This is a genomic window from Sinanaerobacter chloroacetimidivorans, from assembly GCF_018128545.1.
GTDB lineage: Bacteria > Bacillota > Clostridia > Peptostreptococcales > Anaerovoracaceae > Sinanaerobacter > Sinanaerobacter chloroacetimidivorans.
In genome coordinates this window covers 388,278-414,821 of record NZ_JAGSND010000001.1, presented here as the reverse complement: position 1 = coordinate 414,821, position 26,544 = coordinate 388,278, and the positions used below count along the sequence as shown (strand labels likewise).

The 26,544-nt window shown below is 41.7% G+C and carries 21 protein-coding genes; all 21 read left to right on the top strand.

Annotated elements, in window-relative coordinates; all coding sequences use genetic code 11:
- Positions 1–2: 2 nt before the first annotated feature.
- Positions 3–2,177 carry a RelA/SpoT family protein gene (locus KCX82_RS02105; protein ID WP_319633323.1) on the top strand — a complete coding sequence of 725 codons (2,175 nt, stop codon included), beginning with the start codon at positions 3–5 and terminating at the stop codon, positions 2,175–2,177.
- 13 nt (positions 2,178–2,190) lie between these two features.
- Positions 2,191–2,640 (top strand): D-aminoacyl-tRNA deacylase, encoded by a 450-nt coding sequence (dtd, locus tag KCX82_RS02100; protein ID WP_227016780.1) that lies wholly within the window; start codon positions 2,191–2,193, stop codon positions 2,638–2,640.
- A gap of 44 nt (positions 2,641–2,684) precedes the next feature.
- Positions 2,685–3,305, top strand: a complete 621-nt coding sequence (locus KCX82_RS02095) for an MBL fold metallo-hydrolase (protein WP_227016779.1) — start codon at positions 2,685–2,687, stop codon at positions 3,303–3,305.
- Positions 3,298–4,725: a coproporphyrinogen dehydrogenase HemZ gene (gene hemZ, locus KCX82_RS02090; RefSeq protein ID WP_227016778.1), complete on the top strand. Its 1,428-nt coding sequence runs from the start codon at positions 3,298–3,300 to the stop codon at positions 4,723–4,725. Before KCX82_RS02095 ends, hemZ begins: the two co-directional genes overlap by 8 nt.
- 35 nt (positions 4,726–4,760) lie before the next feature.
- Positions 4,761–6,014, top strand: a complete 1,254-nt coding sequence (hisS, locus tag KCX82_RS02085) for a histidine--tRNA ligase (protein ID WP_227016777.1) — start codon at positions 4,761–4,763, stop codon at positions 6,012–6,014.
- A 12-nt stretch (positions 6,015–6,026) separates the two neighbouring features.
- Positions 6,027–7,808 (top strand): aspartate--tRNA ligase, encoded by a 1,782-nt coding sequence (aspS, locus tag KCX82_RS02080; protein ID WP_227016776.1) that lies wholly within the window; start codon positions 6,027–6,029, stop codon positions 7,806–7,808.
- Positions 7,809–7,848: 40 nt separating this feature from the next.
- Positions 7,849–8,454 carry a nicotinate-nucleotide adenylyltransferase gene (nadD, locus tag KCX82_RS02075; protein ID WP_227016775.1) on the top strand — a complete coding sequence of 202 codons (606 nt, stop codon included), beginning with the start codon at positions 7,849–7,851 and terminating at the stop codon, positions 8,452–8,454.
- A 174-nt stretch (positions 8,455–8,628) separates the two neighbouring features.
- Positions 8,629–9,186 carry a bis(5'-nucleosyl)-tetraphosphatase (symmetrical) YqeK gene (gene yqeK / locus KCX82_RS02070; RefSeq protein ID WP_227016774.1) on the top strand — a complete coding sequence of 186 codons (558 nt, stop codon included), beginning with the start codon at positions 8,629–8,631 and terminating at the stop codon, positions 9,184–9,186.
- Positions 9,179–9,535 carry a ribosome silencing factor gene (rsfS, locus tag KCX82_RS02065; protein ID WP_227016773.1) on the top strand — a complete coding sequence of 119 codons (357 nt, stop codon included), beginning with the start codon at positions 9,179–9,181 and terminating at the stop codon, positions 9,533–9,535. Before yqeK ends, rsfS begins: the two co-directional genes overlap by 8 nt.
- Before the next feature lie 25 nt (positions 9,536–9,560).
- Positions 9,561–12,029: a leucine--tRNA ligase gene (leuS, locus tag KCX82_RS02060; RefSeq protein ID WP_465250616.1), complete on the top strand. Its 2,469-nt coding sequence runs from the start codon at positions 9,561–9,563 to the stop codon at positions 12,027–12,029.
- Positions 12,030–12,190: 161 nt separating this feature from the next.
- Positions 12,191–13,870 (top strand): ribonuclease J, encoded by a 1,680-nt coding sequence (locus tag KCX82_RS02055; protein WP_465250608.1) that lies wholly within the window; start codon positions 12,191–12,193, stop codon positions 13,868–13,870.
- 109 nt (positions 13,871–13,979) lie between these two features.
- Complete coding sequence (locus tag KCX82_RS02050) at positions 13,980–14,312, top strand: YlbF/YmcA family competence regulator (protein ID WP_227016770.1); 333 nt, start codon at positions 13,980–13,982, stop codon at positions 14,310–14,312.
- Entirely contained in the window at positions 14,302–15,000 is a 699-nt protein-coding gene (locus KCX82_RS02045; protein WP_227016769.1) for a M24 family metallopeptidase, read from the top strand. Before KCX82_RS02050 ends, KCX82_RS02045 begins: the two co-directional genes overlap by 11 nt.
- Before the next feature lie 22 nt (positions 15,001–15,022).
- Positions 15,023–15,583, top strand: coding sequence for an elongation factor P (efp, locus tag KCX82_RS02040; RefSeq protein WP_227016768.1), 561 nt, complete (start codon positions 15,023–15,025; stop codon positions 15,581–15,583).
- A gap of 110 nt (positions 15,584–15,693) precedes the next feature.
- A complete protein-coding gene (gene mltG / locus KCX82_RS02035) occupies positions 15,694–16,737 on the top strand; it encodes an endolytic transglycosylase MltG (protein WP_227016767.1) in 1,044 nt (347 codons plus the stop codon).
- A gap of 30 nt (positions 16,738–16,767) precedes the next feature.
- The gene (locus KCX82_RS02030) at positions 16,768–17,445 is read left to right on the top strand and encodes an O-methyltransferase (protein ID WP_227016766.1); all 678 of its coding nucleotides are present in this window, start codon (positions 16,768–16,770) and stop codon (positions 17,443–17,445) included.
- Positions 17,446–17,496: 51 nt separating this feature from the next.
- Complete coding sequence (locus tag KCX82_RS02025) at positions 17,497–18,720, top strand: peptidase U32 family protein (protein ID WP_227016765.1); 1,224 nt, start codon at positions 17,497–17,499, stop codon at positions 18,718–18,720.
- Between the two features lie 57 nt (positions 18,721–18,777).
- Positions 18,778–20,127: a hemolysin family protein gene (locus KCX82_RS02020; protein ID WP_227016764.1), complete on the top strand. Its 1,350-nt coding sequence runs from the start codon at positions 18,778–18,780 to the stop codon at positions 20,125–20,127.
- Positions 20,128–20,278: 151 nt separating this feature from the next.
- Positions 20,279–21,187, top strand: coding sequence for a stage III sporulation protein AA (gene spoIIIAA / locus KCX82_RS02015; RefSeq protein ID WP_227016763.1), 909 nt, complete (start codon positions 20,279–20,281; stop codon positions 21,185–21,187).
- 40 nt (positions 21,188–21,227) lie between these two features.
- Complete coding sequence (locus KCX82_RS02010) at positions 21,228–21,746, top strand: stage III sporulation protein AB (protein ID WP_227016762.1); 519 nt, start codon at positions 21,228–21,230, stop codon at positions 21,744–21,746.
- Between the two features lie 222 nt (positions 21,747–21,968).
- Positions 21,969–26,537 carry a glutamate synthase large subunit gene (gene gltB / locus KCX82_RS02005; protein WP_227016761.1) on the top strand — a complete coding sequence of 1,523 codons (4,569 nt, stop codon included), beginning with the start codon at positions 21,969–21,971 and terminating at the stop codon, positions 26,535–26,537.
- The last annotated feature ends 7 nt before the right edge of the window (positions 26,538–26,544 follow it).

Sequence of the window (26,544 nt, the reverse complement as noted above, 5' to 3'; positions counted from 1 at the left end):
TTATGATTAACATGGAGAAATTCTTAGACGACCTTCTGAATATAAATCCGAATATTGATATTCAATTAATAGAGAAGGCTTATAAAAAAGCGGAAGAATTTCATAAAGGACAGTTGCGAAAATCGGGTGAGCCATATTTGGTTCATCCGATTGAAGTTGCAAAAATTCTTGCTGACCTGGGCATGGATGAAAATACCATTGTCGCAGGTCTTCTGCACGATACTGTGGAAGACACTTCTTATTCTCAAGAAGATTTAAAAGCTGATTTTGGGGAAGAAGTTGCATTATTGGTTGATGGTGTTACGAAGTTAGGTTCTCTTGTTTTTGAAAGCAAGGAAGAACGCCAGGCTGAAAATTTACGGAAAATGTTTTTGGCAATGTCAAAGGATATCCGGGTACTGATTATCAAATTAGCCGACAGACTTCACAATCTTCGTACCATCAACTATATGAGTGAAGACCAGATTCGTGAAAAATGCAAGGAAACCTTGGAAATATATGCACCGCTGGCCAGCCGTTTAGGAATTTATACCATGAAATTTGAGCTGGAAGACATAGCGCTGAAACAATTGGATCCCGATGCCTACTATGACCTGGTAAGCCAGGTAAAAATGAAAAAACAGAAACGGGAAGAATATATCAATAAGGTAATCAACGAAATTAAAGAGAGCCTGAATGAGTTGAAAATTCCCTACGATATAACGGGACGTTCCAAGCATTTTTACAGTATCTATCGAAAAATGAAATACCAGAACAAGCAGTTGGATGAAATTTTCGATCTCACTGCGATTCGTATCATCGTAGATAGTGTGAAGGATTGTTATGCTGTGCTTGGGGCAGTCCATACCATGTGGAAGCCAATTCCGGGCCGCTTTAAGGATTACATAGCGATGCCGAAGACAAACCGTTACCAGTCTTTGCATACAACCGTAATTGGAGATAATGGTGAGCCCTTTGAAATCCAAATCAGGACCTATGAAATGCATCGCATTGCCGAGTACGGTATTGCTGCTCATTGGAAATATAAAGAAGGTGTCTCCGAAGACAAAGAAGAGGGCAAGCTTGCATGGCTTCGCCAAACGCTGGAATGGCAGAAGGATATGAATGATCCGAAGGAGTTTATGGAAACTCTGAAAGTGGATCTCTTCTCCAATCAGGTATTCGTTTTCACCCCGAAAGGGGATGTTATCGAGCTGCCGGCCGGTTCCACACCTCTTGATTTTGCCTTTAAGATCCACTCCGCAATCGGAGTGAAATGTATCGGTGCAAAAGTCAACGGCAAGATGGTCCCTATAGACCATACATTGACCAACGGGAATATTGTCGAGATCGTTACATCATCGAACAGTAAAGGTCCAAGTATAGACTGGCTGAAAATTGCTAAGAGCAGTAATGCAAAAAATAAAATCAGGCAATGGTTAAAAAAAGAAAATAAATCCGAAAATACAGATAAAGGCAAGGAAATGCTGGAAAAATATGTACGACGAAAAGGCTACGATACCCAGCAGCTCCTGAAGAGTCAATATATCAATAAATGTGCCAAGAATTTCAACCTGGCATCTGCCGATGATCTTTATACGGCATTGGGATCAGGCGGTGTACTGCTCAGCAAAACCGTCAATATGCTTCTGGAGTTCTATCAGGAAGAAAAGCAGGCGGAACTCAGGAGAAAGGAAAAAGCTGAGAATCTTGTTGAAAGCAAGAAGAAGGTTAAGAAGAGAGAACAAACCGGCGTTACCGTCAAAGGGGTGGATAACCTGCTGATTCGTTTCTCCAAATGCTGCAATCCTGTGCCCGGCGATGAAATTATCGGGTTTATTACCAAGGGGAGAGGAATTTCCGTACACAGGAAAGATTGTGTAAACGTTATTTCTCTGCCGGAAGAAGAACGTCAAAGATTTATTTCCGTTGAATGGGACAAACAAAAAGAAGATATGTCTTATGATACGGATATCAATATTCTGGCCGAGGACCGAAAGGGGCTCTTTTCCGATCTGTCCAGAGTTTGTGAAGATATGGATGTGCATATTGCAGGAGTCAATGCAAAAAGCGCAAAAGACAGGATCGTCAATATCACCATGACCTTGTCGATCTCGAATACCAGTCAGATGGAAAAGGTGCTGCGGTCATTGCGCAGTGTACCCGGTGTTTCCGATGTTTATCGCGCCATCACATAGTAAGGAGTCAACCATGCGAGCAGTAGTGCAAAGAGTCAGCCAGGCGGATGTTACCGTAGATGGTAACGTAACAGGTGCCATCGAGAAGGGACTTATGGTCCTGCTTGGAGTAGAAGAAGAAGACACAATAGAGGATGCGGTTTATATGGCCGATAAGATAACCGGCCTCAGAATTTTTGAAGACGAAAACGAAAAAATGAATCTCTCTGTGAGAGATATACAGGGGAAAATACTGGCAGTATCCCAGTTTACCCTGTTCGGTGACTGCAGAAAAGGAAAGAGACCCAGCTTTATCAAGGCTGCGAGACCGGATAAAGCAAATGAACTTTATCAAAAATTTATTTTACTTTGCAAAGAACAAGGCATTCCGGTGGAAGAAGGTATTTTTCAGGCGGACATGCTGGTTAAAATATATAATGACGGACCGGTAACCATTCTGATAGACAGCAAGAAAGTCTTTTGATTACAGAACAAGTTATAGAGTAGAAAGGAAAAATCAAAGCAATCATGATAATCAAAAATTATTTAAGCGGTCCACTGTCGGTGAACAGCTATCTGGTAGTGGATGAAAAAACAAAAAAAGCCTTTATTGTAGATCCGGGCGGACATAATGTCAATATGGTGAGCAACATAAAGGAGAACGGCTATCACATCGAATATATTATCTTAACCCATGGGCATGGAGATCATATAGGCGGAGTTCCGGCATATCAGAAGGAATTCCCTGGTGCAAAGCTTGTTGCGGGGAAATTGGAACAAGAAATGCTGAGAAATGCGAAAATGAACTTCTCCCAGGAACTCAGCGGCATACCTGTTTCACTGAATCCGGATATTCTGGTGGCAGACGGGGACACTCTTATGGTCGGAAATTTAGAACTGAAGTTTTTATTTACCCCAGGCCATACTGTGGGCGGGATCTCTATACTGGCAGAGGACGCACTTTTCAGCGGAGACACCCTTTTTGCCCAGTCTATTGGAAGAACCGATTTCCCGGGTTCCTCCTTTGCTGCGATCAAGTCTTCCATAGAGAACAAATTATATACTCTGCCGGATCAGACGACTGTCTATCCTGGCCACATGGGGACTACCACCATCGGCTTTGAAAAGGAGAATAATCCATTTGTTTAGGATTTTATTCAATAACAGCGGAAATCAAAATGAATATGAAGAACTGGTAAAGGTATTTTTAAAGCAGGACGAATATGAAATCGGCTGTCAGGAAGAAGCAAATCTGCCTTTCCCAGAAACCGATGTCGTGATTTCAGTTCCTGATTTCCACCAGGATGAGTTCTGTTCAGGACAAAAAGGACAGGAATATAAAAAAGAACTGGATATCAAAAATAAAAGAAAGCGCTATCTATATGATTCCCTTCGTGCTGCCACAGGGCTTTCGCCGGATTGGGGAATTCTAACAGGCGTCAGGCCGGTGAAGCTGACAGGCGAGCTGATGAAGCGGGAAGGATCAAGAGAAAAAGTACGGGAGATCCTTCTTAACAGTTATTATTTAAATCAGGAGAAAGCAGATTTACTTTTAAATCTTTGGGATAATCAAACAAATATTGTAGGAACGGCTCCTGTAAAATCGGTTGGAATCTATATTGGGATTCCTTTTTGCCCTACCAGATGTGTCTATTGCTCCTTTCCATCCAATCAGGTTCAGGAAGCGGAGATAAAAAAATATCTGGTAAGTCTGGAAAAGGAAATCACCTATGCTGCAGCTGAAATGAAGAACATAGGCTGGTATCCCGAAACCATTTATATTGGCGGCGGAACCCCTACAACGCTGGATGCCCCGGATTTAAAACAGCTTCTTTGTCATGTGAACAATTCCTTTGATCTGAGCAGATTGAGGGAGTTTACGGTGGAAGCAGGACGTCCGGATACGATTACAGGAGAAAAACTTTCGGTTATCAGGGATTCCGGTGCAGACCGCATCAGCATCAATCCCCAATCGATGAACAGCAAAACCTTGAAGCTCATCGGACGCAATCATGAACCGGAAGATATTAAAAAAGCTTTCAGGCTGGCAAAGGCCGCAGGGATACCTGTGGTTAATGCGGATATCATAGCCGGGCTTCCGGAGGAAAAACCTGATGATTTTGAATATACTTTGAAAACCTTGCTGGAACTGGAACCGCAAAACATTACGGTACACACCCTGGCATTGAAGCGGGCATCACGCTTGAAGGAAATGGACAGCGGTTATCACTACCGCCAGGGAGAGATCGTGAGGGATATGCTTGTATCCGCAAAAAATATGCTCTATCATGCAGGTTATCACCCTTATTACTTATATCGTCAAAAACATATGGCGGGCAATTTTGAAAATATCGGTTATGCAAAAGCAGGAACCGAAGGAATTTATAATATTAGAATTATGGAAGAGGAGCAGACCATAATCGCCCTTGGCGCCGGCGGAATTACGAAGGTGTATTATCCTGAGGAGAATCGTTTGGAACGAGTGGCGAATGTATCAAATTATGAAATTTACATGGACCGGCTTTCTGAAATGCTTCAAAGGAAAGCTGATCACGTGTTTCACACATGACATGGAGCAAAAATTGAAATAGGAGGCTAAAAAAGATGTTAACAAACGCACCAAAAGGAACGAAGGATATCCTGCCTTCAGAGATCTATAAATGGCATTATGTAGAAAATGTATTCCGGCAAGCCTGCAGCAGGTATGTATTTAAAGAAATCAGGACACCTGTCTTTGAACATACGGAGCTGTTTGCAAGAGGTGTCGGTGATACGACTGATATTGTAGAAAAGCAAATGTATACCTTTGAGGATTATGGTAAACGAAGTATTACCTTAAAACCGGAAGGGACTTCTCCTGTAGTCCGTGCTTTTGTGGAACATAAACTTTATGCCGACGTACAGCCTTCCAAATTCTATTACAGCATTCCATGCTTTCGATATGAAAAGCCACAATCCGGACGGCTGAGGGAATTTCATCAATTTGGAATCGAAGTATTCGGAACGGACAATATGATGGCTGATGCGGAAGTGATCGGCTTTGCTGTAGATTTTCTGGAGTCCCTTGGAATAGAGGATCTGGAGCTGAGAATCAACAGCATCGGGTGTCCTGAATGCAGAGAGAAATACAGAGCTGCTTTACGGGAATTTTTAAAACCCCGCTATGATGAACTCTGTGATACCTGCAAGGGACGCTATGACCGAAATCCAATGCGAATTTTAGACTGTAAATCTCCTGTCTGTCAGGAGCTCGTAAAGGGAGCACCTGTTATGCTGGATTACCTTTGCGAGGATTGCCGGACAGCCTTTGATGACTTAAAAGACAATCTGGATGCTATGGGTGTGGCTTATACTGTAGACCCTGGTATCGTAAGAGGATTGGATTATTATACCAAGACTGCTTTTGAATTTGTATCCAATAAAATCGGAGCCCAGGGAACAGTATGCGGAGGCGGCAGATACGATCATTTAATTGAACAAATCGGAGGCCCTTCCATACCGGGTGTAGGGTTCGGTCTGGGAGTAGAACGGCTGTTGCTGGTGATGGAAAAGTCAGGCATCGAAATTCCAATGCCTGAACAGGTTGATGTATTTCTCGCAGTGATGGGGGATTCAGCGAAGGCCTTCGGCCTCAAACTGATGCGTGACCTGAGGAAGAGCGGTTTTAAGGCTGAAATGGATCTAATGGCGAGAAATATTAAAGGCCAGTTTAAATATGCGGACAGACTGAAGTCAAAATACACCATTGTAATCGGAGAGAATGAATTGGCGGAAAATAAAGTTTCCATTAAGAATATGGAGACATCCGAACAAAAGCAGGTACCGCTGACAGATATCATAAAAGAATTAGGGAAGTAGGAGAAGAACTGTATGGATAACATTTTAAAGAGAACTCACATGTGTGGGACACTGAATGCGAACAACATTGGAGAAAAGGTCGTGCTGAACGGATGGATACAAAAGAGAAGAAATCTTGGAGGCTTGATTTTCTGCGATCTCCGTGATAAAACAGGTATTATTCAAATCGTTTTTAACGATAATATTCCAAAGGAAGTTTTCGATAAGGCAGACAGCCTGAGAAGTGAATATGTTGTTGGAATCGCAGGTGTTGTAGCAGAAAGAGAATCGAAAAACAAGGATCTTGCCACAGGTGACATCGAAGTTTTTGCGGAAGATCTCGTTATATATTCAGAAGCGGAAACTCCTCCTATTTATATCAAGGATGACGACGAGGTATCGGATAATCTTAGATTGAAGTACCGTTATTTAGATTTAAGAAAAGGAAAGATGCAGCGCAATCTCTCTTTCCGCCATAAAATTTCAAAAGTAACCAGAGAGTTTTTTGACAGCGAAGGTTTTACGGAAGTAGAAACTCCTATGCTGATCAAGCCGACACCGGAAGGAGCCAGAGACTATCTTGTACCGAGCAGAGTAAACCCAGGTCAGTTTTATGCTCTGCCCCAATCCCCGCAAATGTTTAAACAGCTTCTGATGGTAAGCGGCACCGACCGTTACTATCAATTGGCAAAATGCTTCCGGGACGAGGACCTGAGAGCCGACAGACAGCCTGAATTTACTCAGATCGATTTGGAAATGTCCTTTGTGGATGTTGATGACGTAATAGAAATCCAGGAGAAATATTTAAAAAAATTATTCAGAGAAGTCATGAATGTGGAAATCACAACACCTCTGCCAAGATATCCCTATGCGGAAGCCATGGAACGCTTTGGCAGCGACAAACCGGATACCCGTTTTGGCTTTGAACTGAAATCCTTGAATGATGTGGTAAAAAACAGTGATTTTCAGGTATTTGACAACGCTTTGGCAGCAGGCGGCGATGTTCGTGGAATCAATATAGACGGCGGTGCCGAAAAATTCAGCAGAAAAGATATCGATAAGCTTCAGGAGGCTATCAAGCATTTCGGAGCAAAAGGGCTTGTCTGGATCAAAATAGGTGAGGCTGAGACGACTTCTTCTGTCAGCAAATTCTTCACCCCAGAGAAGATGAAGGAAATCACCGATGTTTTCAATGGAAAACCGGGAGATTTGATATTCATTGTTGCAGACAAAGCCAAAATCGTTTTCGATAGCTTAGGCTTCTTAAGAAGAGATATTGCCGGAAAGCTTGGTATGCTGGATGACAGCCAATATAATCTTCTGTGGGTTGTCGATTTCCCATTATTCGAATACGATGACGAGGCCGGAACTTATTCTCCGATGCATCATCCTTTTACATCCCCAAGACTTGAGGATGTACACATGCTGGATTCAGATCCCGGAAAGGTGAGAGCGAAGGCATATGACATCGTTCTGAATGGTGTTGAACTGGGGGGTGGCAGCATTAGAATCCACGACAGAAACCTTCAAAGAAAAATGTTTGAAGTATTAAAGATGTCTGATGAAGTGGTAAACAGCAAATTCGGTTTCCTACTGGAAGCCTTTAAATACGGTACACCGCCCCATGGTGGTCTGGCTTATGGGCTTGACCGTCTTGTGATGCTTTTATCATGGGAACACAGTATCAGAGAGGTTATTGCTTTCCCGAAGAACCAGTCTGCTGTCTGTATGGTGAGTGAAGCACCTTCTGTTGCCTCGGAAGAACAATTGGAAGAACTTGGAATACAGATCAAAAAATCCATTACAGATCAATAATCATGATTCCCTTGGAGTTTGTGATTAACCAGGAGTAAAAATGAAAAAGATAGGAATTTTAGGGGGAACCTTTGATCCTGTTCATTATGGCCATTTGATTCTGGCAGAACAGGCCAGAGGAGAAGCAGGTCTGGATCAGGTGGTCTTTATGCCTGCAATGGTACAGCCCTTTAAATTGAATACTAAAATAGCGGAGGGCCATCACCGCTATGCCATGCTGATGAAAGCTACCGCTGGAAACGCAGGTTTTGCGGTTTCGGACCTGGAACTGACTTCTGCCAAAGTTTCCTATACCATAAAAACGCTGCAGGAATATAAATCCCGTTTGGATGAAAATACAACATTATATTTTATCATCGGAACCGATGCCTTCTTAAGCATTGATAAATGGTTCTCTGCAGAAGATCTTCTCAAGGAGTATTCCTTTATAGTAGGAACGAGACCGGGCTACAAGGAGAAGGAACTGAAGGAAAAGGTAGAACGGTTCAGAGAAATCTATGATACTCAAATCCTTCAAATCAAGAATTCAGAGGTTGAAATCTCTTCCTCTGACATTAAAGATCGAATCCGAAAGGGGAAAAGCATCAAGTATCTATTGCCGGAAGCAGTAGAAGACTATATTTATCAGGAAAAGCTGTACCTTTAATGAGCTTCCTTGTTTCGGCATTGTTTTGGAAAGGGCTCCAATAAAGGCAGTTTTCGCATCAAGATGCACAAATGGTACGGAAATGATCTTTCCGTATTAAAACTTGATAAATATGGGTATAAATGATAATATAAGTAAGCTATGCAAGGAACGGATAATACAACTATAAAAAAAATGATTGATGAACAGTTATCGGAAAAGAGGCGGATTCATACCTACGCTGTAGCGGAAGAAGCAAAAGCATTGGCCAACCGTTATGGAGCGGATCCTGAAAAGGCTGAAACAGCCGCTCTTTTTCATGACTTTTTCAGGGGAATTTCGGAACAAGAACTGAATGATTATGTTCTTCAGCTGGGTTTCAAAACGGAATTGCTGAATAACAACAACCTGGCTCATGGAAAAATAGCCGCTTATATGATGAAAGAAAAATATCACATTACAGACGAAGATGTGATAAATGCTGTCAGTTATCATACCACCGGCAGACCTCATATGTCTAATCTGGAGAAAATTATCTTTCTTGCGGATGCTATTGAGCCAAACAGGAAGTATCCGGGAGTTGAGGAGCTTAGAAAATTGGCATATCAGGATTTGGACCGGGCTTGTATGTTGTCCCTGGAGCGTTCCATTGACTACGTCAGGAGCAGAGGATGCTATTTGGATGAAGATACGGTATTAGCAAAAGATTATCTGATAGAAGAAATAAAAAGAAAGGAGTATGAGAATGAATAACAGAGAGGTTGCCTTAAAGGCAGCAGCTGTTTTAGACAGCAAAAAAGCATTGGATATTGTAGTCATTGACATTTCCGAAAAATCCTCTTTCGCAGATTATCTGGTCATTGCATCCGGGGGTTCAGAGAGACAGGTTGGTACTCTGTCCCAGGAGATTGAAGACCAATTTGCGAAAGAAGGTATTATTGTTAAAAACATTGAGGGGAAAAAGAATTCAGGCTGGATTCTGATGGACTTCGGTGATGTCATTGTTAATATATTTTCGGTGGAGCAGCGTGAGCGTTACAATATTGAAAAGGTATGGAGCGATTGCAGTTTTATAACACTAGAAGATCATTCATTGCAGTAATAAAATACGGAGGTTGAATCAAATGATTGAGCGCTATGATTTCGGTGAAATCGAAGCCAAATGGCAAAAATACTGGAAAGAAAGTCAACTTTTCAAAACAACGGAGGAGAAAGATAAGAAAAAATATTACCTTTTGGAAATGTTCCCTTATCCCTCCGGAAAGCTTCACATGGGACATGTGAGAAATTATTCCATCGGAGATGTTGCAACCAGATATTTACGAATGAACGGATACAATGTTCTGCATCCAATGGGTTGGGATTCCTTTGGACTTCCGGCAGAAAATGCGGCAATAAAGCATGGCATTCACCCAAACGTTTGGACTTGGGAAAATATAGCGGAGATGAGGAACCAGCTTTCCGAGCTGGGGCTTTCTTATGACTGGGACAGAGAAGTCGCCACTTGCCATCCTGATTACTATAAGTGGATGCAGTGGATTTTTATACAATTTTTTGAAAAAGGTCTTGCTTATAAAAAGAAAAACCCGGTTAACTGGTGTCCTTCCTGCCAGACGGTTCTCGCCAACGAACAGGTTGTAGACGGTGCTTGTGAGCGCTGTTCCACCGAAGTAGGAAAAAAGGATCTGGACCAGTGGTATTTAAAAATCACCGATTATGCCGACAGACTGCTAACGGATATTGACAAGCTGGAGGGCTGGCCGAACAAGGTAAAGGTCATGCAGAAAAACTGGATCGGCAAAAGTATAGGTGCGGAAGTTGATTTTGAGATAGAGGGCTTTGATAAGGAACTGAAAATCTTTACCACAAGGCCGGATACACTCTTTGGTGTAACCTACATGGTATTGGCGCCGGAACATCCTTATGTGAAAGACCTCATTGCAGGAAGTGAATATGAAGCACCTGTAAATGAATTTTTAAATAAGCTGCAGTATTTAACCGAAATTGAAAGAACTGCCACAAACCTGGAAAAGGATGGTGTCTTTATCGGCAGATATGCGGTAAATCCGCTGAATGGGAAACAGGTTCCGATTTATATTGCAAACTATGTTTTGATGGATTATGGGACAGGAGCAATTATGGCGGTACCGGCCCATGATCAGAGAGATTTCGATTTTGCTATCAAATACGGACTGGACATTATTCCTGTTGTAGATCCGCAAAATCCGGAAATCGACATTCACAACCTGAAATCCGCCTTTGTCGCAGAAGGAAATTTAATTAATTCTGATCAATTTAACGGCATGGATAACCTTACGGCTCAAAAGGAAATTATAGCGTATCTCGAAGAAAAGAAGATCGGAAATGAATCCATCAACTTCCGTCTGAGAGACTGGCTGATCTCCAGGCAGCGATATTGGGGAACCCCAATTCCGATGATCTATTGTGAAGAATGCGGATGGGTACCGGAAAAATTGGAAAATCTGCCTGTTTTACTACCGACGGATGTCGTATTTACCGGTAAGGGTGAATCTCCGCTTACAACAAGCAAAACCTTTATGGATACTACCTGCCCGAAATGCGGTAAAAGGGCCACCAGAGAAACGGATACCATGGATACCTTCCTGGATTCCTCCTGGTATTTCCTGCGATATACCGATGCTAAAAATGCAGACGAAATTTGGGATAAGAAAAAGGCCGAATACTGGATGCCTGTAGATCAATACATCGGCGGTGTTGAGCATGCAATTTTACATTTGCTCTACGCCAGATTTTTCACGAAATTCCTTTATGACATCGGATATTGCCCGGTAGATGAACCGTTTACAAATCTTTTGACTCAGGGCATGGTATTAAAAGACGGTACCAAAATGTCTAAATCGAAAGGAAATGTAGTAAGTCCGGAAGAAATCATCAATAAATACGGAGCGGATACGGCCCGTTTGTTTATTCTTTTTGCATCACCTCCGGAAAAAGAACTGGAATGGTCTGATGCCGGAGTGGAAGGCAGCTATCGTTTCCTGAACAGAGTCTATCGGCTGGTTTATGAACTTTCCGATAAGCTTTCCGATGCTCCGGAAAGCTGGAAGGCAGAAAGCGAAGAGGATAAGAAGCTTTCCTATGCCATGAATGCCACCATCAAAAAGGTTTCTGAGGATGTGGGCGGAAGATTTAATTTCAATACGGCAATCAGTTCCATCATGGAGCTTGTCAATGAAATTTACAGATATAAGGAATCAGAAAATCTGAATCTTGGCTTGCTGAAAACAGCCATCGATAATCTGATTCTGATCTTATCGCCGTTTACTCCGCATATTTGCGAAGAAATGTGGCAGTATACAGGTCATGAAGGCACCGTTTATCTTCAGAAATGGCCTGTTTATGATGATACGGCTTTGATCAGGGATACTGTTGAAGTCGTCGTACAGATTAACGGCAAAGTGAAGGAAAAAGTTCAGGTAGCCAACGGCCTTGGCAAAGAAGCCTTTGAACTTGCTGTCATGGATCTTGAAAAGATTAAACAATTATTGGTAAATAAGGAAATAATAAAGATCATTGCAGTACCTAATAAATTAGTTAACATTGTCGTAAAATAATAGGGTGACAAGATGTCGCCCGCGTCGAAACGCACAGATGTAAGAAAATTTTTCTACAGTCGAAAAATTTTCTGCAGTAGCGTTATAAGAACGGATAATCGCTCACCCAATTTGCAAAGCAAATGGATGATGAAAGAAAAAATACAGAAAGGAAATTTAATTTGAAAATACTTGAAAATAATAAAGGAGTTAGCCCGGTAAAATTAATTCCAATCGGCGGTTTGAACGAAATCGGAAAGAATATGACCGTATTGGAATATAAAAATGACATTATGATTATCGACTGCGGGCTATCATTCCCTGAAGATGAAATGTTCGGAATTGATATTGTAATACCAGATTTCAGTTACTTGATTAAAAATAAAGATAAGGTTAGGGGCATGATACTGACCCATGGTCATGAGGATCATATCGGGGCTACCCCATATCTTTTAAAAGAACTCAATATCCCAATTTACGGTACGAAGTTAACCCTGGGATTGGTTGAAAATAAACTGAAAGAGCATGGTATTAAAGGAAAGCTGAATACCATTACCGCCGGTCAGCATGTAAAGCTTGGGGAGTTTAAAATTGAACCTATCAGAACCACGCATTCCATTGCTGATGCCATTTGTCTGGCAATCGAGACGCCGGCAGGAGTCATTTTCCATACCGGAGATTTTAAAATCGACTATACGCCGGTAGATGGAGAACCGATTGACTTCCAGAGACTGGCGGAGCTGGGAAAGAAAGGCGTTCTTTTGATGCTTGCTGACAGCACCAATGCGGAAAGAAAAGGCTATACCCCTTCTGAAAAAACAGTGGGCGTTGCTCTTGAAAATATCTTCAGAGGTTCTGAGTCCAGAATTCTGACAGCTACCTTCTCATCCAACGTTCACAGGGTTCAGAGAATTGTGGATACGGCCGTGATGTTCGGAAGAAAAGTAGCTATTTCCGGAAGAAGCATGGTGAATGTGGTAAACCTGGCTATTGAACTGGGCTATTTAAAAATCCCTGAAAATGTACTGGTTGACATCAACAAGACAAAAAATATTCCGGACAGAGAACTTGTCATTGTTACCACCGGAAGCCAGGGAGAACCCATGTCTGCTTTGGCGCGTATGGCTTCAGGAGACCATAAGGCCGTACAGATTAAAAAGGGTGATATGGTAATCCTGTCCTCGAGTCCGGTACCAGGAAATGAAAAAACCGTTTCCAATGTTGTGAATAAACTCTTCGAAAAGGGAGCAGATGTAATCTATTCAGATATCGCTGATATCCATGTATCCGGCCACGCCTGCTCAGAGGAGTTGAAGCTGATGCAGTCCTTGATTAAGCCGAAATTCTTTATGCCGGTACACGGAGAATACAGACATTTAAAACAGCATGCCTTTATTGCGGAAACCCTTGGGAAGCCCAAAGAAAATATCTTTATTCTCAAGAACGGCCAGGTTCTCCATTTGACAAAAGACTCTGTTGTTATGTCGAAGGAAGAAGTTCCTGCATCTGCTGTGCTTGTGGACGGACTTGGAGTTGGCGATGTTGGAAATATCGTGTTGAGAGACAGAAAACTCTTATCGGAATCCGGCCTGATTATCGTGGTTGCGGCTATCGACAAGGCTAGCGGAATGATCTGCTCCGGACCAGATATCATCTCCAGAGGGTTTGTCTATGTAAGAGAGAATGAAGATCTAATGAACTCCGCTAAAATGGCAGTCAGTGCAAGACTGGATAAGTGCTACGGAGAAGGTCTCAGAGATTGGGCCGGCTTAAAGAACGCCGTAAAGGATGAATTGAAGAACTTTATCTATGAAAAGACAAAAAGAAGCCCTGTGATCCTTCCGATCTTTTTAGAGGTCTAAACCGAAGAGGGTGTTATTGCAGCAAACAGCAGAAATCGATAAATCAACGTTGCATAAGTTCGCATCAATTTGTTACGCAACTTGGGCGGGCTAAGAAAGGAGGAGAACCGTGAACGTACATGATGAAGCTCATAATTTAGCAAGGGCAATCAAAGAATCGGCAGAATATAAACAGTATGCAGAATTGAAAGCGACGGTATCACAAAATGAGGAACTGACGGCTATGCTGAATGATTTTCAGGCTCAGCAGTTTCAGCTTCAGGCAAAGCAAATGATGGGTGAGGAGCTTGGACCGGAAATGATGGAACAAATCCAATCTCTTTATCAGATTTTAATGAAAGATCCCTTGGCTGCCCAGTATGTGCAAGCTGAGATGAGATTTTCCATGCTGATCAATGACGTATATAACATTTTGGGGGAAGTGATCAAATTTGGGCAGTAATATAATTAAAAACGAGGAAGAAATCAACTATATTTCTCAGGCGGCTGCCATTGGCGATCAATGCTTTTCACATATTCTTGGATTCATCGAACCGGGAATGAGTGAAAAAACCGTAGCGAATGAAATTGAACGATTTCTTTATGAACATGGGGCGGAAGGTCTTGCCTTTGACACCATTTGCGTATCAGGTGAAAGATCCTGCCTCCCTCATGGAGAGCCTACCGATAAAATCATTGAAAAAGGGGAGTTCGTCACCCTTGATTTTGGTGCGGTGATCAATGGATACTGCGGTGATATGACGAGAACCATTGCCATCGGATCTGTTTCACAGGAAATGAAAAGAGTTTACGAAATCGTTCTGGAGGCACAGCTTGCCGCTATTGATTTTATCAAAGCCGGTGTCAGTTGTTTTGACGCTGATAAAATAGCTCGGGATATTATTACAAAAGCCGGTTACGGAAAAGAATATCCTCACGGCCTCGGACACGGAGTAGGAAAATTGGTTCATGAGGCACCTACATTAAATGCCAAAAGTGAGGAAGTTCTGGAAGAAAATATGGTGATAACCATAGAGCCGGGTATTTACATACCGGATCGTTTTGGTGTTCGTATTGAAGACTTGGCAATTGTAACAAGTTTTGGTATAATAAATAAAGTTCGGTCTGAAAAAGAACTTATTATTGTTTGAAATATTTTGGAGGTATAACAATATGATTTATGCAAGTGATTTTAGAAAAGGCATTACATTCGAAATTAATGGAGAGCCTCACGTTGTTCTTGATTTCCAGCATGTAAAGCCGGGCAAGGGAGCTGCCTTTGTAAGAACAAAGTACAGAAATATCCTGACCGGTGCAACAAGAGAAGAAGCATTTAATCCAAATGACAAATTCCCGAAAGCGCATATTGAAACAAAGGCCATGCAGTACTTATACAGTGACGGAGAATTGTATTATTTCATGGATCAGGAAACCTTTGACCAGGTACCGCTAATGCAGGAGCAGGTTGAAGATGCGATACAATATCTGAGAGAAAATGACCTTGCAACAATAAAATTCTACAAAGGAAGTGCGTTCCTCGTAGAACCGCCTAACTTTGTAAATCTGAAGGTTATCGAAACGGAACCCGGAGTGAAAGGTGACACTGCTACCAATGTAACAAAAGCAGCTACTGTTGAAACAGGAGCCGTCATTCAGGTCCCTATTTTTATAGAAGAAGGCGAAATAATTCAGATTGATACCAGAACTGGTGAATATTTATCAAGAGCAAAATAACGTGGTTAGAAGTTATATAAGATTTCGCAGGATGGTTTGTTCTGCGAAATTTTTATGATAATGTAATTAATATTTTGCAATGCAAATTTGATGAACCATAGAGGAAGAGTATGGGAAAGAGACGAAATAAGATTAAGAATAAAAGACGTTTTATCATCAGCAGCATTATTGTAACAGGGATTGTTATTCTTGCCGGTGCTTTGATTTTCAGTTTCTATTTGAACCATGAATCAAAACCCCTTCAGCCTGAAAATACCGAATCTGTTTTGGTTGTAGTACCCTCAGGCACCGGAACGGCCGGTATTGCCAATATTTTGGAAGAACAGAATCTCATCGATAATGTGGGAGTATTTAAACTGAAATCAAAAACAAGTGGGTATGAAGGAAAATTTAAAGCAGGGGAATATTCTTTATCTCCAAGCATGTCCATGGAAGAAATGATGAAAATACTGGTATCGGGGAATACCAATACTTTGCGGTTCACTATTCCCGAGGGATACGATATCAGACGGACAACAGAAAAGCTGGCTCAGGAAGGTTTGATCGATCCTGCCGCTTTTTCACAGGAAATTGAAACCGGCATTTTTGACTACAAGTTTTTGAAGGATGCTCCGGCAGGCACCAACAGACTGGAAGGTTATTTATTTCCGGAAACCTATGATATCTTTACTACGGAAAAGGAACATGACATTATCAACCGTATGCTTTCCCAATTTGATAAGATCTTTACGCAAGAATACTATGACAGAGCGAAAGAACTGGGAATGAGCATCAACGAAGTGATTACATTGGCTTCCGTCATTGAGAGAGAAGCAAGAGTATCAGAGGACAGGCCCATTATTTCAAGCGTATTTCACAACAGGCTTAAGATTGGCATGCCTCTTCAATCCTGCGCTACCGTACAATACATTCTCGGAGAGCAGAAACCCGTTTTAAGCATCAAGGATACTCAGATAGAATCGCCCTACAACACATACCTCAAACAGGGCCTTCCTCCGGGACCTATCTGTTCTCCCGGAGCCGATTCAATCAAGGCTGCTTTATATCCGGCAGACACGAAATATCTGTATTTCCTGGCGAAAGGAGACGGATCACATGCTTTTTCAGAGACTTATGACCAGTTTTTGAGAGATAAGGATAAATATATCAATTAATTGCTTTACGATTTGGGCAGAGAGGAAAAAATGAACATTGTAAACGATAAGGTTACAGCCTATATTGACAGTCTGTATCAGCCTGTCAATGAATTTTTAAAAGATCTGCGGCAATCAGCAGAGGCAGACCAAATCCCCATTATTTTGAGAGATACGGAGACGCTGATCCTAAATTTAATCAGGCTGAAAAAACCTGCCCGCATTCTTGAAATCGGTACCGCTGTAGGATATTCTTCCATTTGTTTCGCGTCTGCATTACCGAATGTTGAAATAACCAGCTTGGAAATCAATCAAGCAATGTACCGGATTGCCAGTGAAAATATTGAAAAGGCAGGCCTGACTCATCGGATCCGGCTTATACTGGGAGATGCAAGAAAAAATTTGAAAACGCTTACGGCAGCGATAAAGAACGTCGAAACGGAAGGTTATGATATGGTATTTATCGATGCCGCAAAGAGCAGATATCTGGAATTTTTTTCGGAAAGCAGTAAACTTTGTAAACCCGAATCCGTTATTATTTCAGATAATGTACTGTTAAAAGCAAGAACCGTTTCTGATGAATATATTACTGATAGAAGACAAAAAACCAGCGTACGAAGAATGAGAGAATATCTGCCGCACATTACCAATCCTGCTGTTGCAGATACTTCTGTATTGGCAGTGGGTGACGGCGTGGCAGTAAGCATCATAAACCGCAGAAATCTATAATGATGTCATTGGAAATTTGCCGTCAATCATTAGCTGGTAAGGGGATAAGAAATGAAAAAAATTGAATTGCTGGCTCCGGCCGGAGATCTTGAAAAATTAAAAATAGCCATTGATTATGGTGCAGATGCCGTCTATTTCGGAGGTGAGATGTTCGGGCTGCGGGCAGGAGCAAAAAATTTCAGCCTGGAAGCTATCAAAGAGGGTGTAGATTATGCCCATGCCAGGGGAAAGAAAGCACATATGACCTTAAATGTGTTTGCACATAATGATGATATTGAGGAATTGGAACGATATCTGCAATCGATCAAGGAAATACCCATTGATGCATTTATTATTTCAGATCCCGGTATCTTGATGATGGTGAAGGAAGCTATTCCGAATGCCGAAATCCATCTCAGCACTCAGGCAAACACCACCAATTTTAAAACTGCCGAGTTTTGGCATAGGCAAGGGGTGAAAAGAATCGTATTGGCGAGAGAACTCACCTTCCAGGAAATCAGAGAACTTCGTAGAAAACTTCCTGAAAGCCTGGAACTGGAAGCTTTCATTCAAGGTGCCATGTGTATCTCCTATTCCGGAAGATGCTTGCTGAGCAACTTTATGACTGAAAGGGATGCCAATCGAGGTGAATGTGCACATCCCTGCCGGTGGAAATACAGTTTGGTAGAGGAACAGCGTCCTGGGGAGTATTATCCGGTCACAGAGGATGAAAGAGGTACCTATATTCTAAATTCCAGAGATTTATGCATGATTGAGCATATTCCTGAAATTGTGGAGTCTGGAATTTCTTCCGCTAAAATCGAAGGAAGAATGAAAAGCATTTTTTACGTAGCCACCATTGTCAGCGCATACCGGAAAGCGATCGATGCTTATTATGATGATCCGAAAGGCTATATTTTCCGGCCCGAATGGCTATCCGAGCTGAAAAAGGTAAGTCATAGAGAATTTACAACCGGCTTTTACTTTGATAAACCTACCAATAAGGATCAGAATTATCAAACCAGTGCTTACACCAGGGATTATACCTTTGTCGGCCTGGTGCAAAGCTATGATGAAGCAACCGGCCTGGCTGTCATAGAACAGCGGAATAAAATGAATGTCGGGGATGAAATCGAAGTTTTTGGGCCAAATACTGATTATTTTACCCAAAATATAGAGATACTCTTAGATGAGGAGGATCAGCCGATCGATTCCGCGCCGCATCCTCAACAGATTGTAAAAATAAAAATGGTACACCCTGTTTCTGAAAAATTTATGTTACGCAAGCAGAAATAAGTGGTATAATAGTATATAATATGCAATCCACAGCAATTTAAAGGAGGAAATTATAATATGGATCCTGACCCGAGTATGTCAGTAGCGGTTCAACTACTATTCCTAGCAGTGCTTATTTTAATAAATGCATTTTTCGCTTCGGCAGAAATGGCAGTTGTCTCAGTAAACAAAAATAAAATTAAAATACTAGCGCAAGATGGCAACAAAAAGGCAAAGCTCCTATTAGATTTATATGAGGAACCGAATAAGTTTTTATCTACCATTCAAGTAGCAATTACGTTGGCTGGATTTTTAGCCAGTGCAACGGCCGCTACAGGGATGTCGGGTGATATCGGTTCTTATTTTACAAGATTAGGGATTCCCTACGGTACACAAGTTGCGGTTGTTTTAGTAACCTTTGTTCTGAGTTATATAACTCTGGTTCTGGGAGAGTTGTATCCGAAAAGATTGGCCCTTCATCATTCTGAAAAAATAGCATTGTTTGCTGTAAAACCGGTTCTCTTTATTTCTAAGATTTCCAGACCTTTTGTATGGCTGCTTTCCGCGTCGTTAACCTTTTTACTGCGGTTAACCGGAATCAAGGACGGCAATATTGAGGAGCAGTATTCAGAAGAAGAAATCAAGTCCTTGCTTGAAGTCGGTCAGGAAACCGGTTTAATCAAGGAAATCGGCAAGGATATGATTAACAGCATATTTGAATTTGATGATATACTTGCCTATGAAATCATGACGCCCAGGACCGATGTTTATATGATCAATATCAATGACAATTTATCGGATTACGTGGATGAACTTCTTGAGACAAGACATTCAAGAATTCCCGTTTACGAAAAAGATACCGACAACATCATTGGGATTCTCTATATTAAAGATTTTACCATAGAAGCCAGAAAACACGGATTTGAAAATGTAAATATAAAAAATCTTCTCAGAAAACCTTATTTGGTTCCGGAAAGCAAGAATATAGATAACCTTTTCCGAGAGCTGCAGCAATCTAAAGTTCATATTGCAATTTTAATTGATGAATACGGCGGATTTTCCGGAATTGTTACCATAGAAGACCTTATTGAGGAAGTTATGGGAAACATTGACGATGAATATGACGACTATGAAGCAAAAATGGAAAAAATCGATGACAATACCTATATGATTGATGGTCAATTTTACATCGATGATCTGAATGAGGAACTTCTTTTGAATTTGGAATCTGAGGAGCATGAAACCATAGGCGGATTGATTATCGAACTTCTTGGTGAAATTCCGGATGCAGATGAAACCCAGGAACGAATCGTTGAGATCGACCGATGCACTTTTAAAATTGAGTCCGTAAAGGATCGAAGAATTGATAAGGTGAAGCTTTACGTTACGCCTGAAAATAAATCAGAAGAAAACGCGGAAGAAGAATAAGAAATCCGAAAAAATATTATATAATTGAGAAAGCACAGTTGGCAGAAACCCACTGTGCTTTTTTGCGTTAATTGTCTCTTTTATTTTGTAATAATATCTTGTCCTTTTCATATGATGTAATGACAGCATATAAGAAGGGGGCGCGTAAATTATGAATGGACTTGAGAACATACTCACAAAACTGCCTGCAGATATCGGAGAACAATTAAAACGACTGCCGGATCATGTCCTTAACAATCTGGAAGAAATCCGAATCAGAACAGGTAATCAAGTCATGATATTAGCCGGAGGCAGAGAATATGAGCTTCAGAGCCGGATCGGCAAAAAAATGGACAAGGAAACACTGAACATGGTGTTCAATACAATTCTTAATCATTCCGCTTACGCCTATCAGGAAGAGCTTTCCAATGGCTATATTACAATAGAAGGAGGCCATCGGGTGGGCATTTGCGGGCGTACGGTTATGGAAAACGGCCGGGTAAAGACAATCAAAGACATTTCCTCCGTCAATATCAGGAGAAGCAGAGAAATTATAGGAGTTTCGGATCCCTGTATGAGATATATTATGAAAGGAAATGATCAGATTTATAATACCATTATTGTGTCACCGCCGAAGTGCGGAAAGACGACTTTATTAAGGGATATGATCCGCAACCTGAGCGGTATGGGCCATAAGGTAGGGGTTTGTGATGAACGCTCGGAAATATCCGGTACTTATCATGGCCAGGCTTCCTATGACCTTGGAATTCGTACCGACGTACTGGATGGATGCCCGAAAGAAAAAGGCATGATCATGCTGATTCGATCTATGGCACCGGATATCATCGCCACAGATGAAATCGGAAAAAAAGAAGATTGTTATGCCATAGAGGCAGCTGTCTGTGCCGGAATCAAGCTGCTTACCACCATTCACGGAAGCACCTATGAGGATCTGATCAGCTCCGGCATCGGTGAAATGGTGCTTTCCGGTGTCTTTGAAAGATTGATATTTCTATCCAATATACCGGCAACAGGTTCCATTGCAGGTATTCGGGACTGGAGAAATATCAGCATGATCTAATGGAAAACAGATTGGGCGGGCTAAGAAAGGAGGAAGAAGAATGGTAAAAATTATCCTGTGTATTCTGATTATAATAGCAGGAATTGCGGCAGGCCATTTGAAAGCAAGAACTTATGAAAACAGAGTGCTGCATTTGCAGGACCTTATTACGACAATCAAGATTTTAGAATCGGAAATGAAATACAGGCTGGATCCCTTACCTGAAATTTTTATAAAGATAAGCGGAATGAAAATAAGCTTGGCAGGCAGGCTTTTTGAAACCACCAGCCGTTTACTGAGGGAAGATTTCGCACATGACTTTGCAAATTGCTGGAATCAGGCAGTTGAGCTTGTTTATAAAGACAGTTCGTTAACAAGAGCAGATAAGCAAGTACTTTCTGATCTGGGCATAGAATTGGGCAAAACAGATATGGGAAGTCAATACAGCCTCTTTTCCAGAGCTTATACACTATTGGATGCCCAGGTTGCCGAAGCCGCAGAAGAAAAGAGAACCAAAGGAAAAATGTATAAAAGTTTGGGAACTGCAGTAGGAGTTCTGGTGGTCATATTACTGGTTTGATTTAATCGCTTGAATCCCATTATTATCAACATTGTTCAGCCCTATGATACGAATATGAATTCGTTTCATAGGGCCTTTCTTTTTTTTATGGAATATTCAGATTAATTGAATTTTCAAAAAATTTTGATTTACAAAACCATTTAGAAAGGATATAATCAAATTTAAATTGAAATTTATGTCGAAAACATAATGAAAATCTTTACAAAGGGTGTGATAAAAAGAATGGAAAATTATGATCAACAAAACAGAAAACAGGGTCTATATGATCCGGCATATGAACATGACGCTTGCGGAATGGGATTTGTCGTAAATATTAAAGGAGAGAAGACACATGAAATTGTAGATGAAGCATTAACGGTATTAGAAAATCTCAGCCATAGGGGTGCCAGTGGAGCAGACGAAAATACTGGTGACGGAGCCGGAATCCTGGTCCAGATACCTCACGATTTCTTCCAAAGGGAATGTGAAGTACTGGGCTTTCCTTTACCGGAAAAAGGAAGCTATGGGGTAGGAATGATCTTTGCTCATAGATATGATGAATTTCGCAAAACCCAAATGGATACCTTTGAATCCATCGTCCTGGAAGAAGGACAGAAAATACTGGGCTGGAGAGAAGTCCCCATCGATAAAAGAACCATCGGGGAAGGTGCAAAAGCCATCATGCCAAGATTTATTCAGGTCTTCATAGAAAAAGGCAATGATATCAGTGATGAAAAAGAATTCGAAAGAAAACTGTATACGATAAGAAAACGAGCAGAGAAGATCATTGTACCCATGTGCGAAGACAAAGGAGGAACCTTTTACATAGTGAGCCTGTCTTCAAAAACCATCGTGTACAAGGGAATGCTTACGGCTCAGCAGCTCAGAAGCTTTTATCTGGATCTTTCCGACCTGGATTTTGTATCGGCACTGGGTATGGTTCATTCCAGATTCAGCACAAACACCTTTCCGAGCTGGGAAAGAGCGCATCCAAATCGATATATTGTTCATAACGGCGAAATTAACACCATACGCGGTAATGTAAACTGGATGAAGGCCAGGCAAAAATGTATAGATTCTCCACTTTTCGATGACTTTACAAAACTCTTTCCAATTATTGATGAAACGGGCAGTGATTCGGCCATGTTTGACAACTGCGTGGAATTTCTTTCTCTTACCGGAAGAACACTTCCTCATGCAGTGATGATGATGATTCCGGAACCTTGGGAAAAAAATGAACTGATGACTCAAGAGAAAAAGGATTTTTATGAATTTCATGATTTTATTATGGAGCCCTGGGATGGTCCGGCAGCTATGGCATTTACAGATGGTGAGATCATCGGCAGTGTATTGGATCGCAATGGACTCAGACCTTCCAGATATTATGTTACGAAAGACGAAAAGGTGATTCTGGCTTCAGAAGTCGGAGTTATTGATATAAAGCCTGAAAATATTCAATATAAAGGCAGACTGGAACCGGGCAAGATGTTGCTCATTGACACCACGGAGAAAAGAATCATCGCAGATGAAGAAATAAAGAAAGAAATAGCTACCGCTCATCCCTATAGTGAATGGAACAAAAGACATATCGTGAAATTTAAGGATATTCCTGTTTCAGATCAGGAAGAAGAGCCACTCACGGAAGGACTGATCAAGCTTCAGAAGGCCTTTGGCTATACCTATGAAGATGTGAATAAAATTCTATTGCCTATGATTTTGCAGGAGGAGGACCCCATCGGATCTATGGGAATGGACTCGCCATTGGCAGTTCTTTCAGAAAAACCTCAGATGCTGTACTTATACTTTAAACAGCTTTTCGCGCAGGTAACCAATCCTCCTATTGATGGAATCAGAGAGGAAATTGTAACATCAAGCAGTATTCTATTGGGAGATACAGGGAATTTGCTGGATCCGGACGGAGAGAAAGCAGCCAGTATTTTACTGGAACATCCCATTCTTACCAATAAACAGTTGCTGACATTAAAAAATCTGAATAATGATAAGTTTAAGGCAGTTACCATATCCATGCTTTATAAGGTGAAAGACGGCTCAAAAGCCATGGAAAGAGCATTAGACAGGATCTTCAGACAGGCGGATAAAGCTATCAGTGAAGGTGCGAATATCATTATTCTTTCAGATAGAGGAGTTAATGAGAATCAGGCGGCTATTCCTGCACTGCTGGCCTCTTCAGGGCTCCATCATCATCTGATCAGAAGAGAGAACAGAACCAATGTAGGTCTGGTTCTTGAATCCGGCGAACCAAGAGAAGTGCATCATTTCTGCACATTGATCGGTTACGGTGTAACGGCAATTAATCCTTATCTCGCCTATGAAACGTTAAAGGATCTCGCAGAAAAGAATCTTTTAGAAGGAAAATCCTATGAGAAGGCAGAGAAAATCTTTATCAAGGCTGCTGTTAAGGGTGTTTTGAAGGTGCTGACCAAAATGGGTATTTCGACCATGCGAAGCTATCATGGAGCGCAAATTTTTGAAGCCATCGGTTTAAATAGTGATTTAATAGAAAAGCACTTTACCATGACCCCTTCCAGAATAGAAGGAATCGGCTTGGAAGAAATCGCTATGGAAAATCAAATGAGACATGAAAGCGCGTATGATGAAAATTCTCCTTACGCGGATACGCTGGAGATTGGCGGTCAGTTCCAGTGTAAAGAAGACGGGGAAATCCACCTTTACAATCCGGAAACCATCTATTTGCTTCAAAGAGCTTGCAGAGAAGGAAATTACGGCTTATTCAAGAGCTATTCCAGGAAAATAAACGACAAGGAAATTTATACACTGCGAAACCTTCTTGACTTTAATATCCTTCCAGGAGACACCATACCCATTGAAGAAGTGGAACCGGTAGAATCCATCGTGAAGAGATTTAAGACAGGCGCCATGTCCTATGGATCCATCAGCAAGGAAGCGCATGAGTGTCTGGCCGTGGCCATGAACCGTCTCGGCGGAAAGAACAACACCGGGGAAGGCGGAGAAGATAAAGAAAGGTTTAAAGTAACTGATAATAAAGATTCAGGAAACAGTGCCATCAAACAGGTTGCATCCGGACGATTTGGCGTAACCAGTAATTTTCTGGTTAATGCGAAAGAAATTCAAATTAAAATGGCTCAGGGAGCAAAACCGGGAGAAGGAGGACAGCTTCCAGGACCAAAGGTTTACCCCTCCATTGCAAAAGTCAGGCATTCTACCCCTGGTGTAGGGCTCATTTCACCGCCGCCGCACCATGATATCTATTCCATAGAAGATCTTGCCGAGCTGATTCATGATTTGAAAAATGCCAACCGAGATGCAAGAATCAACGTAAAGCTTGTTTCAGAAGTAGGTGTTGGAACTATCGCGGCAGGAGTAGCCAAGGGAAAGGCAGACGTCATACTGGTCAGCGGATACGATGGCGGAACGGGAGCATCCCCTATGACCAGTATCCGAAATGCAGGACTTCCATGGGAGCTGGGTCTGTCAGAAACCCATCAGACCTTACTGCTGAATAAATTAAGGGATCGCGTTATTTTAGAAACAGACGGAAAGCTTCTCACCGGCAGAGATGTGGTTATCGCAGCCATGTTGGGTGCTGAAGAATTTGGCTTCGCAACCACACCGCTCATTGCTCTAGGCTGTGTTATGATGAGAGTCTGCAATCTGAATACCTGTCCGGCCGGTATCGCAACCCAGGATGAAAAGCTGAGAAAGAATTTTAAAGGAAAACCTGAATATGTTGAAAACTTTATGAGGTTTGTGGCTCAGGAAATGCGTGAAATCATGGCGAAGCTAGGCTTCCGAACAATAAATGAAATGGTAGGACGTACGGATAAGCTGAAAGGTAAGGAATATATCAAGCACTGGAAGGCTTCTCTGGTAGATCTCTCCCGAATTCTTTATCAACCTTATGTGGGTGCTGATGTGGGCAGATATCATAAACATTCGCAGAACCATATGCTGGAAGAAACGCTGGATATGAAAAAGCTTCTTAGAATGTGCAAGCATGCTCTGGAAGAAAAGAAAGCGATTCGAGCAAAATTGAAGATCAATAACGTGGACCGGGTGGTGGGAACCATTGTTGGAAGTGAAATCTCTAAGCGATACGGAGAAAAAGGACTTCCTGAAGATACGATTAAACTGTCCTTTGTTGGATCTGCAGGTCAGAGCTTTGGTGCCTTTATTCCAAAGGGCATGTTCCTGGAACTGGAAGGAGACGCTAACGACTATATCGGGAAGGGACTTTCCGGCGGCAAAATTATCGTGTACCCGCCGAAAACATCAGACTTCGAGCCTGATAAAAATATTCTCATCGGGAACGTTGCATTTTACGGTGCCACTTCAGGCGAAGCATACATAAACGGTTTGGCCGGAGAACGATTCTGTGTCAGAAACAGCGGTATAAAAGCCGTTGTAGAAGGAGTCGGAGAACATGGATGTGAATATATGACAGGCGGTCGAGTCGTTATCCTTGGTAAAACCGGGAGAAACTTTGCAGCAGGAATGTCCGGCGGAATTGCTTACATTCTTGACTTTGATCCGGTTTACTGCAATCAGTCCATGGTACTTCTTGAAAAATTGGAAACTGAGAAAGAAATCAATGAAGTAAAGCTTATGATTCAAAATCATGTTACCTATACAGACAGTCTTCAGGGTAAGGCAATTCTGGCAGACTGGGCTAACTTTATAAACAGATTTACCAAGGTGATACCGAAAGACTATAAGCGTATTCAAACCAACATAAACAAAGCCTATGAAGCCGGCCTGAACGGAGAGGAAGCGCTTATGGCTGCATTTGCAGAGAATTTCAGAGATGAATAGGAGGAGA

What these genes read in the sequence shown, in the direction of transcription:
- KCX82_RS02105 (WP_319633323.1), top strand. Translation starts at nt 3, where the DNA reads ATGATTAACATGGAGAAATTCTTAGACGACCTTCTGAATATAAATCCG.
- dtd (WP_227016780.1), top strand. Translation starts at nt 2,191, where the DNA reads ATGCGAGCAGTAGTGCAAAGAGTCAGCCAGGCGGATGTTACCGTAGAT.
- KCX82_RS02095 (WP_227016779.1), top strand. Translation starts at nt 2,685, where the DNA reads ATGATAATCAAAAATTATTTAAGCGGTCCACTGTCGGTGAACAGCTAT.
- hisS (WP_227016777.1), top strand. Translation starts at nt 4,761, where the DNA reads ATGTTAACAAACGCACCAAAAGGAACGAAGGATATCCTGCCTTCAGAG.
- aspS (WP_227016776.1), top strand. Translation starts at nt 6,027, where the DNA reads ATGGATAACATTTTAAAGAGAACTCACATGTGTGGGACACTGAATGCG.
- nadD (WP_227016775.1), top strand. Translation starts at nt 7,849, where the DNA reads ATGAAAAAGATAGGAATTTTAGGGGGAACCTTTGATCCTGTTCATTAT.
- yqeK (WP_227016774.1), top strand. Translation starts at nt 8,629, where the DNA reads ATGATTGATGAACAGTTATCGGAAAAGAGGCGGATTCATACCTACGCT.
- rsfS (WP_227016773.1), top strand. Translation starts at nt 9,179, where the DNA reads ATGAATAACAGAGAGGTTGCCTTAAAGGCAGCAGCTGTTTTAGACAGC.
- efp (WP_227016768.1), top strand. Translation starts at nt 15,023, where the DNA reads ATGATTTATGCAAGTGATTTTAGAAAAGGCATTACATTCGAAATTAAT.
- mltG (WP_227016767.1), top strand. Translation starts at nt 15,694, where the DNA reads ATGGGAAAGAGACGAAATAAGATTAAGAATAAAAGACGTTTTATCATC.
- KCX82_RS02030 (WP_227016766.1), top strand. Translation starts at nt 16,768, where the DNA reads ATGAACATTGTAAACGATAAGGTTACAGCCTATATTGACAGTCTGTAT.
- KCX82_RS02025 (WP_227016765.1), top strand. Translation starts at nt 17,497, where the DNA reads ATGAAAAAAATTGAATTGCTGGCTCCGGCCGGAGATCTTGAAAAATTA.
- KCX82_RS02020 (WP_227016764.1), top strand. Translation starts at nt 18,778, where the DNA reads ATGGATCCTGACCCGAGTATGTCAGTAGCGGTTCAACTACTATTCCTA.
- spoIIIAA (WP_227016763.1), top strand. Translation starts at nt 20,279, where the DNA reads ATGAATGGACTTGAGAACATACTCACAAAACTGCCTGCAGATATCGGA.
- KCX82_RS02010 (WP_227016762.1), top strand. Translation starts at nt 21,228, where the DNA reads ATGGTAAAAATTATCCTGTGTATTCTGATTATAATAGCAGGAATTGCG.
- gltB (WP_227016761.1), top strand. Translation starts at nt 21,969, where the DNA reads ATGGAAAATTATGATCAACAAAACAGAAAACAGGGTCTATATGATCCG.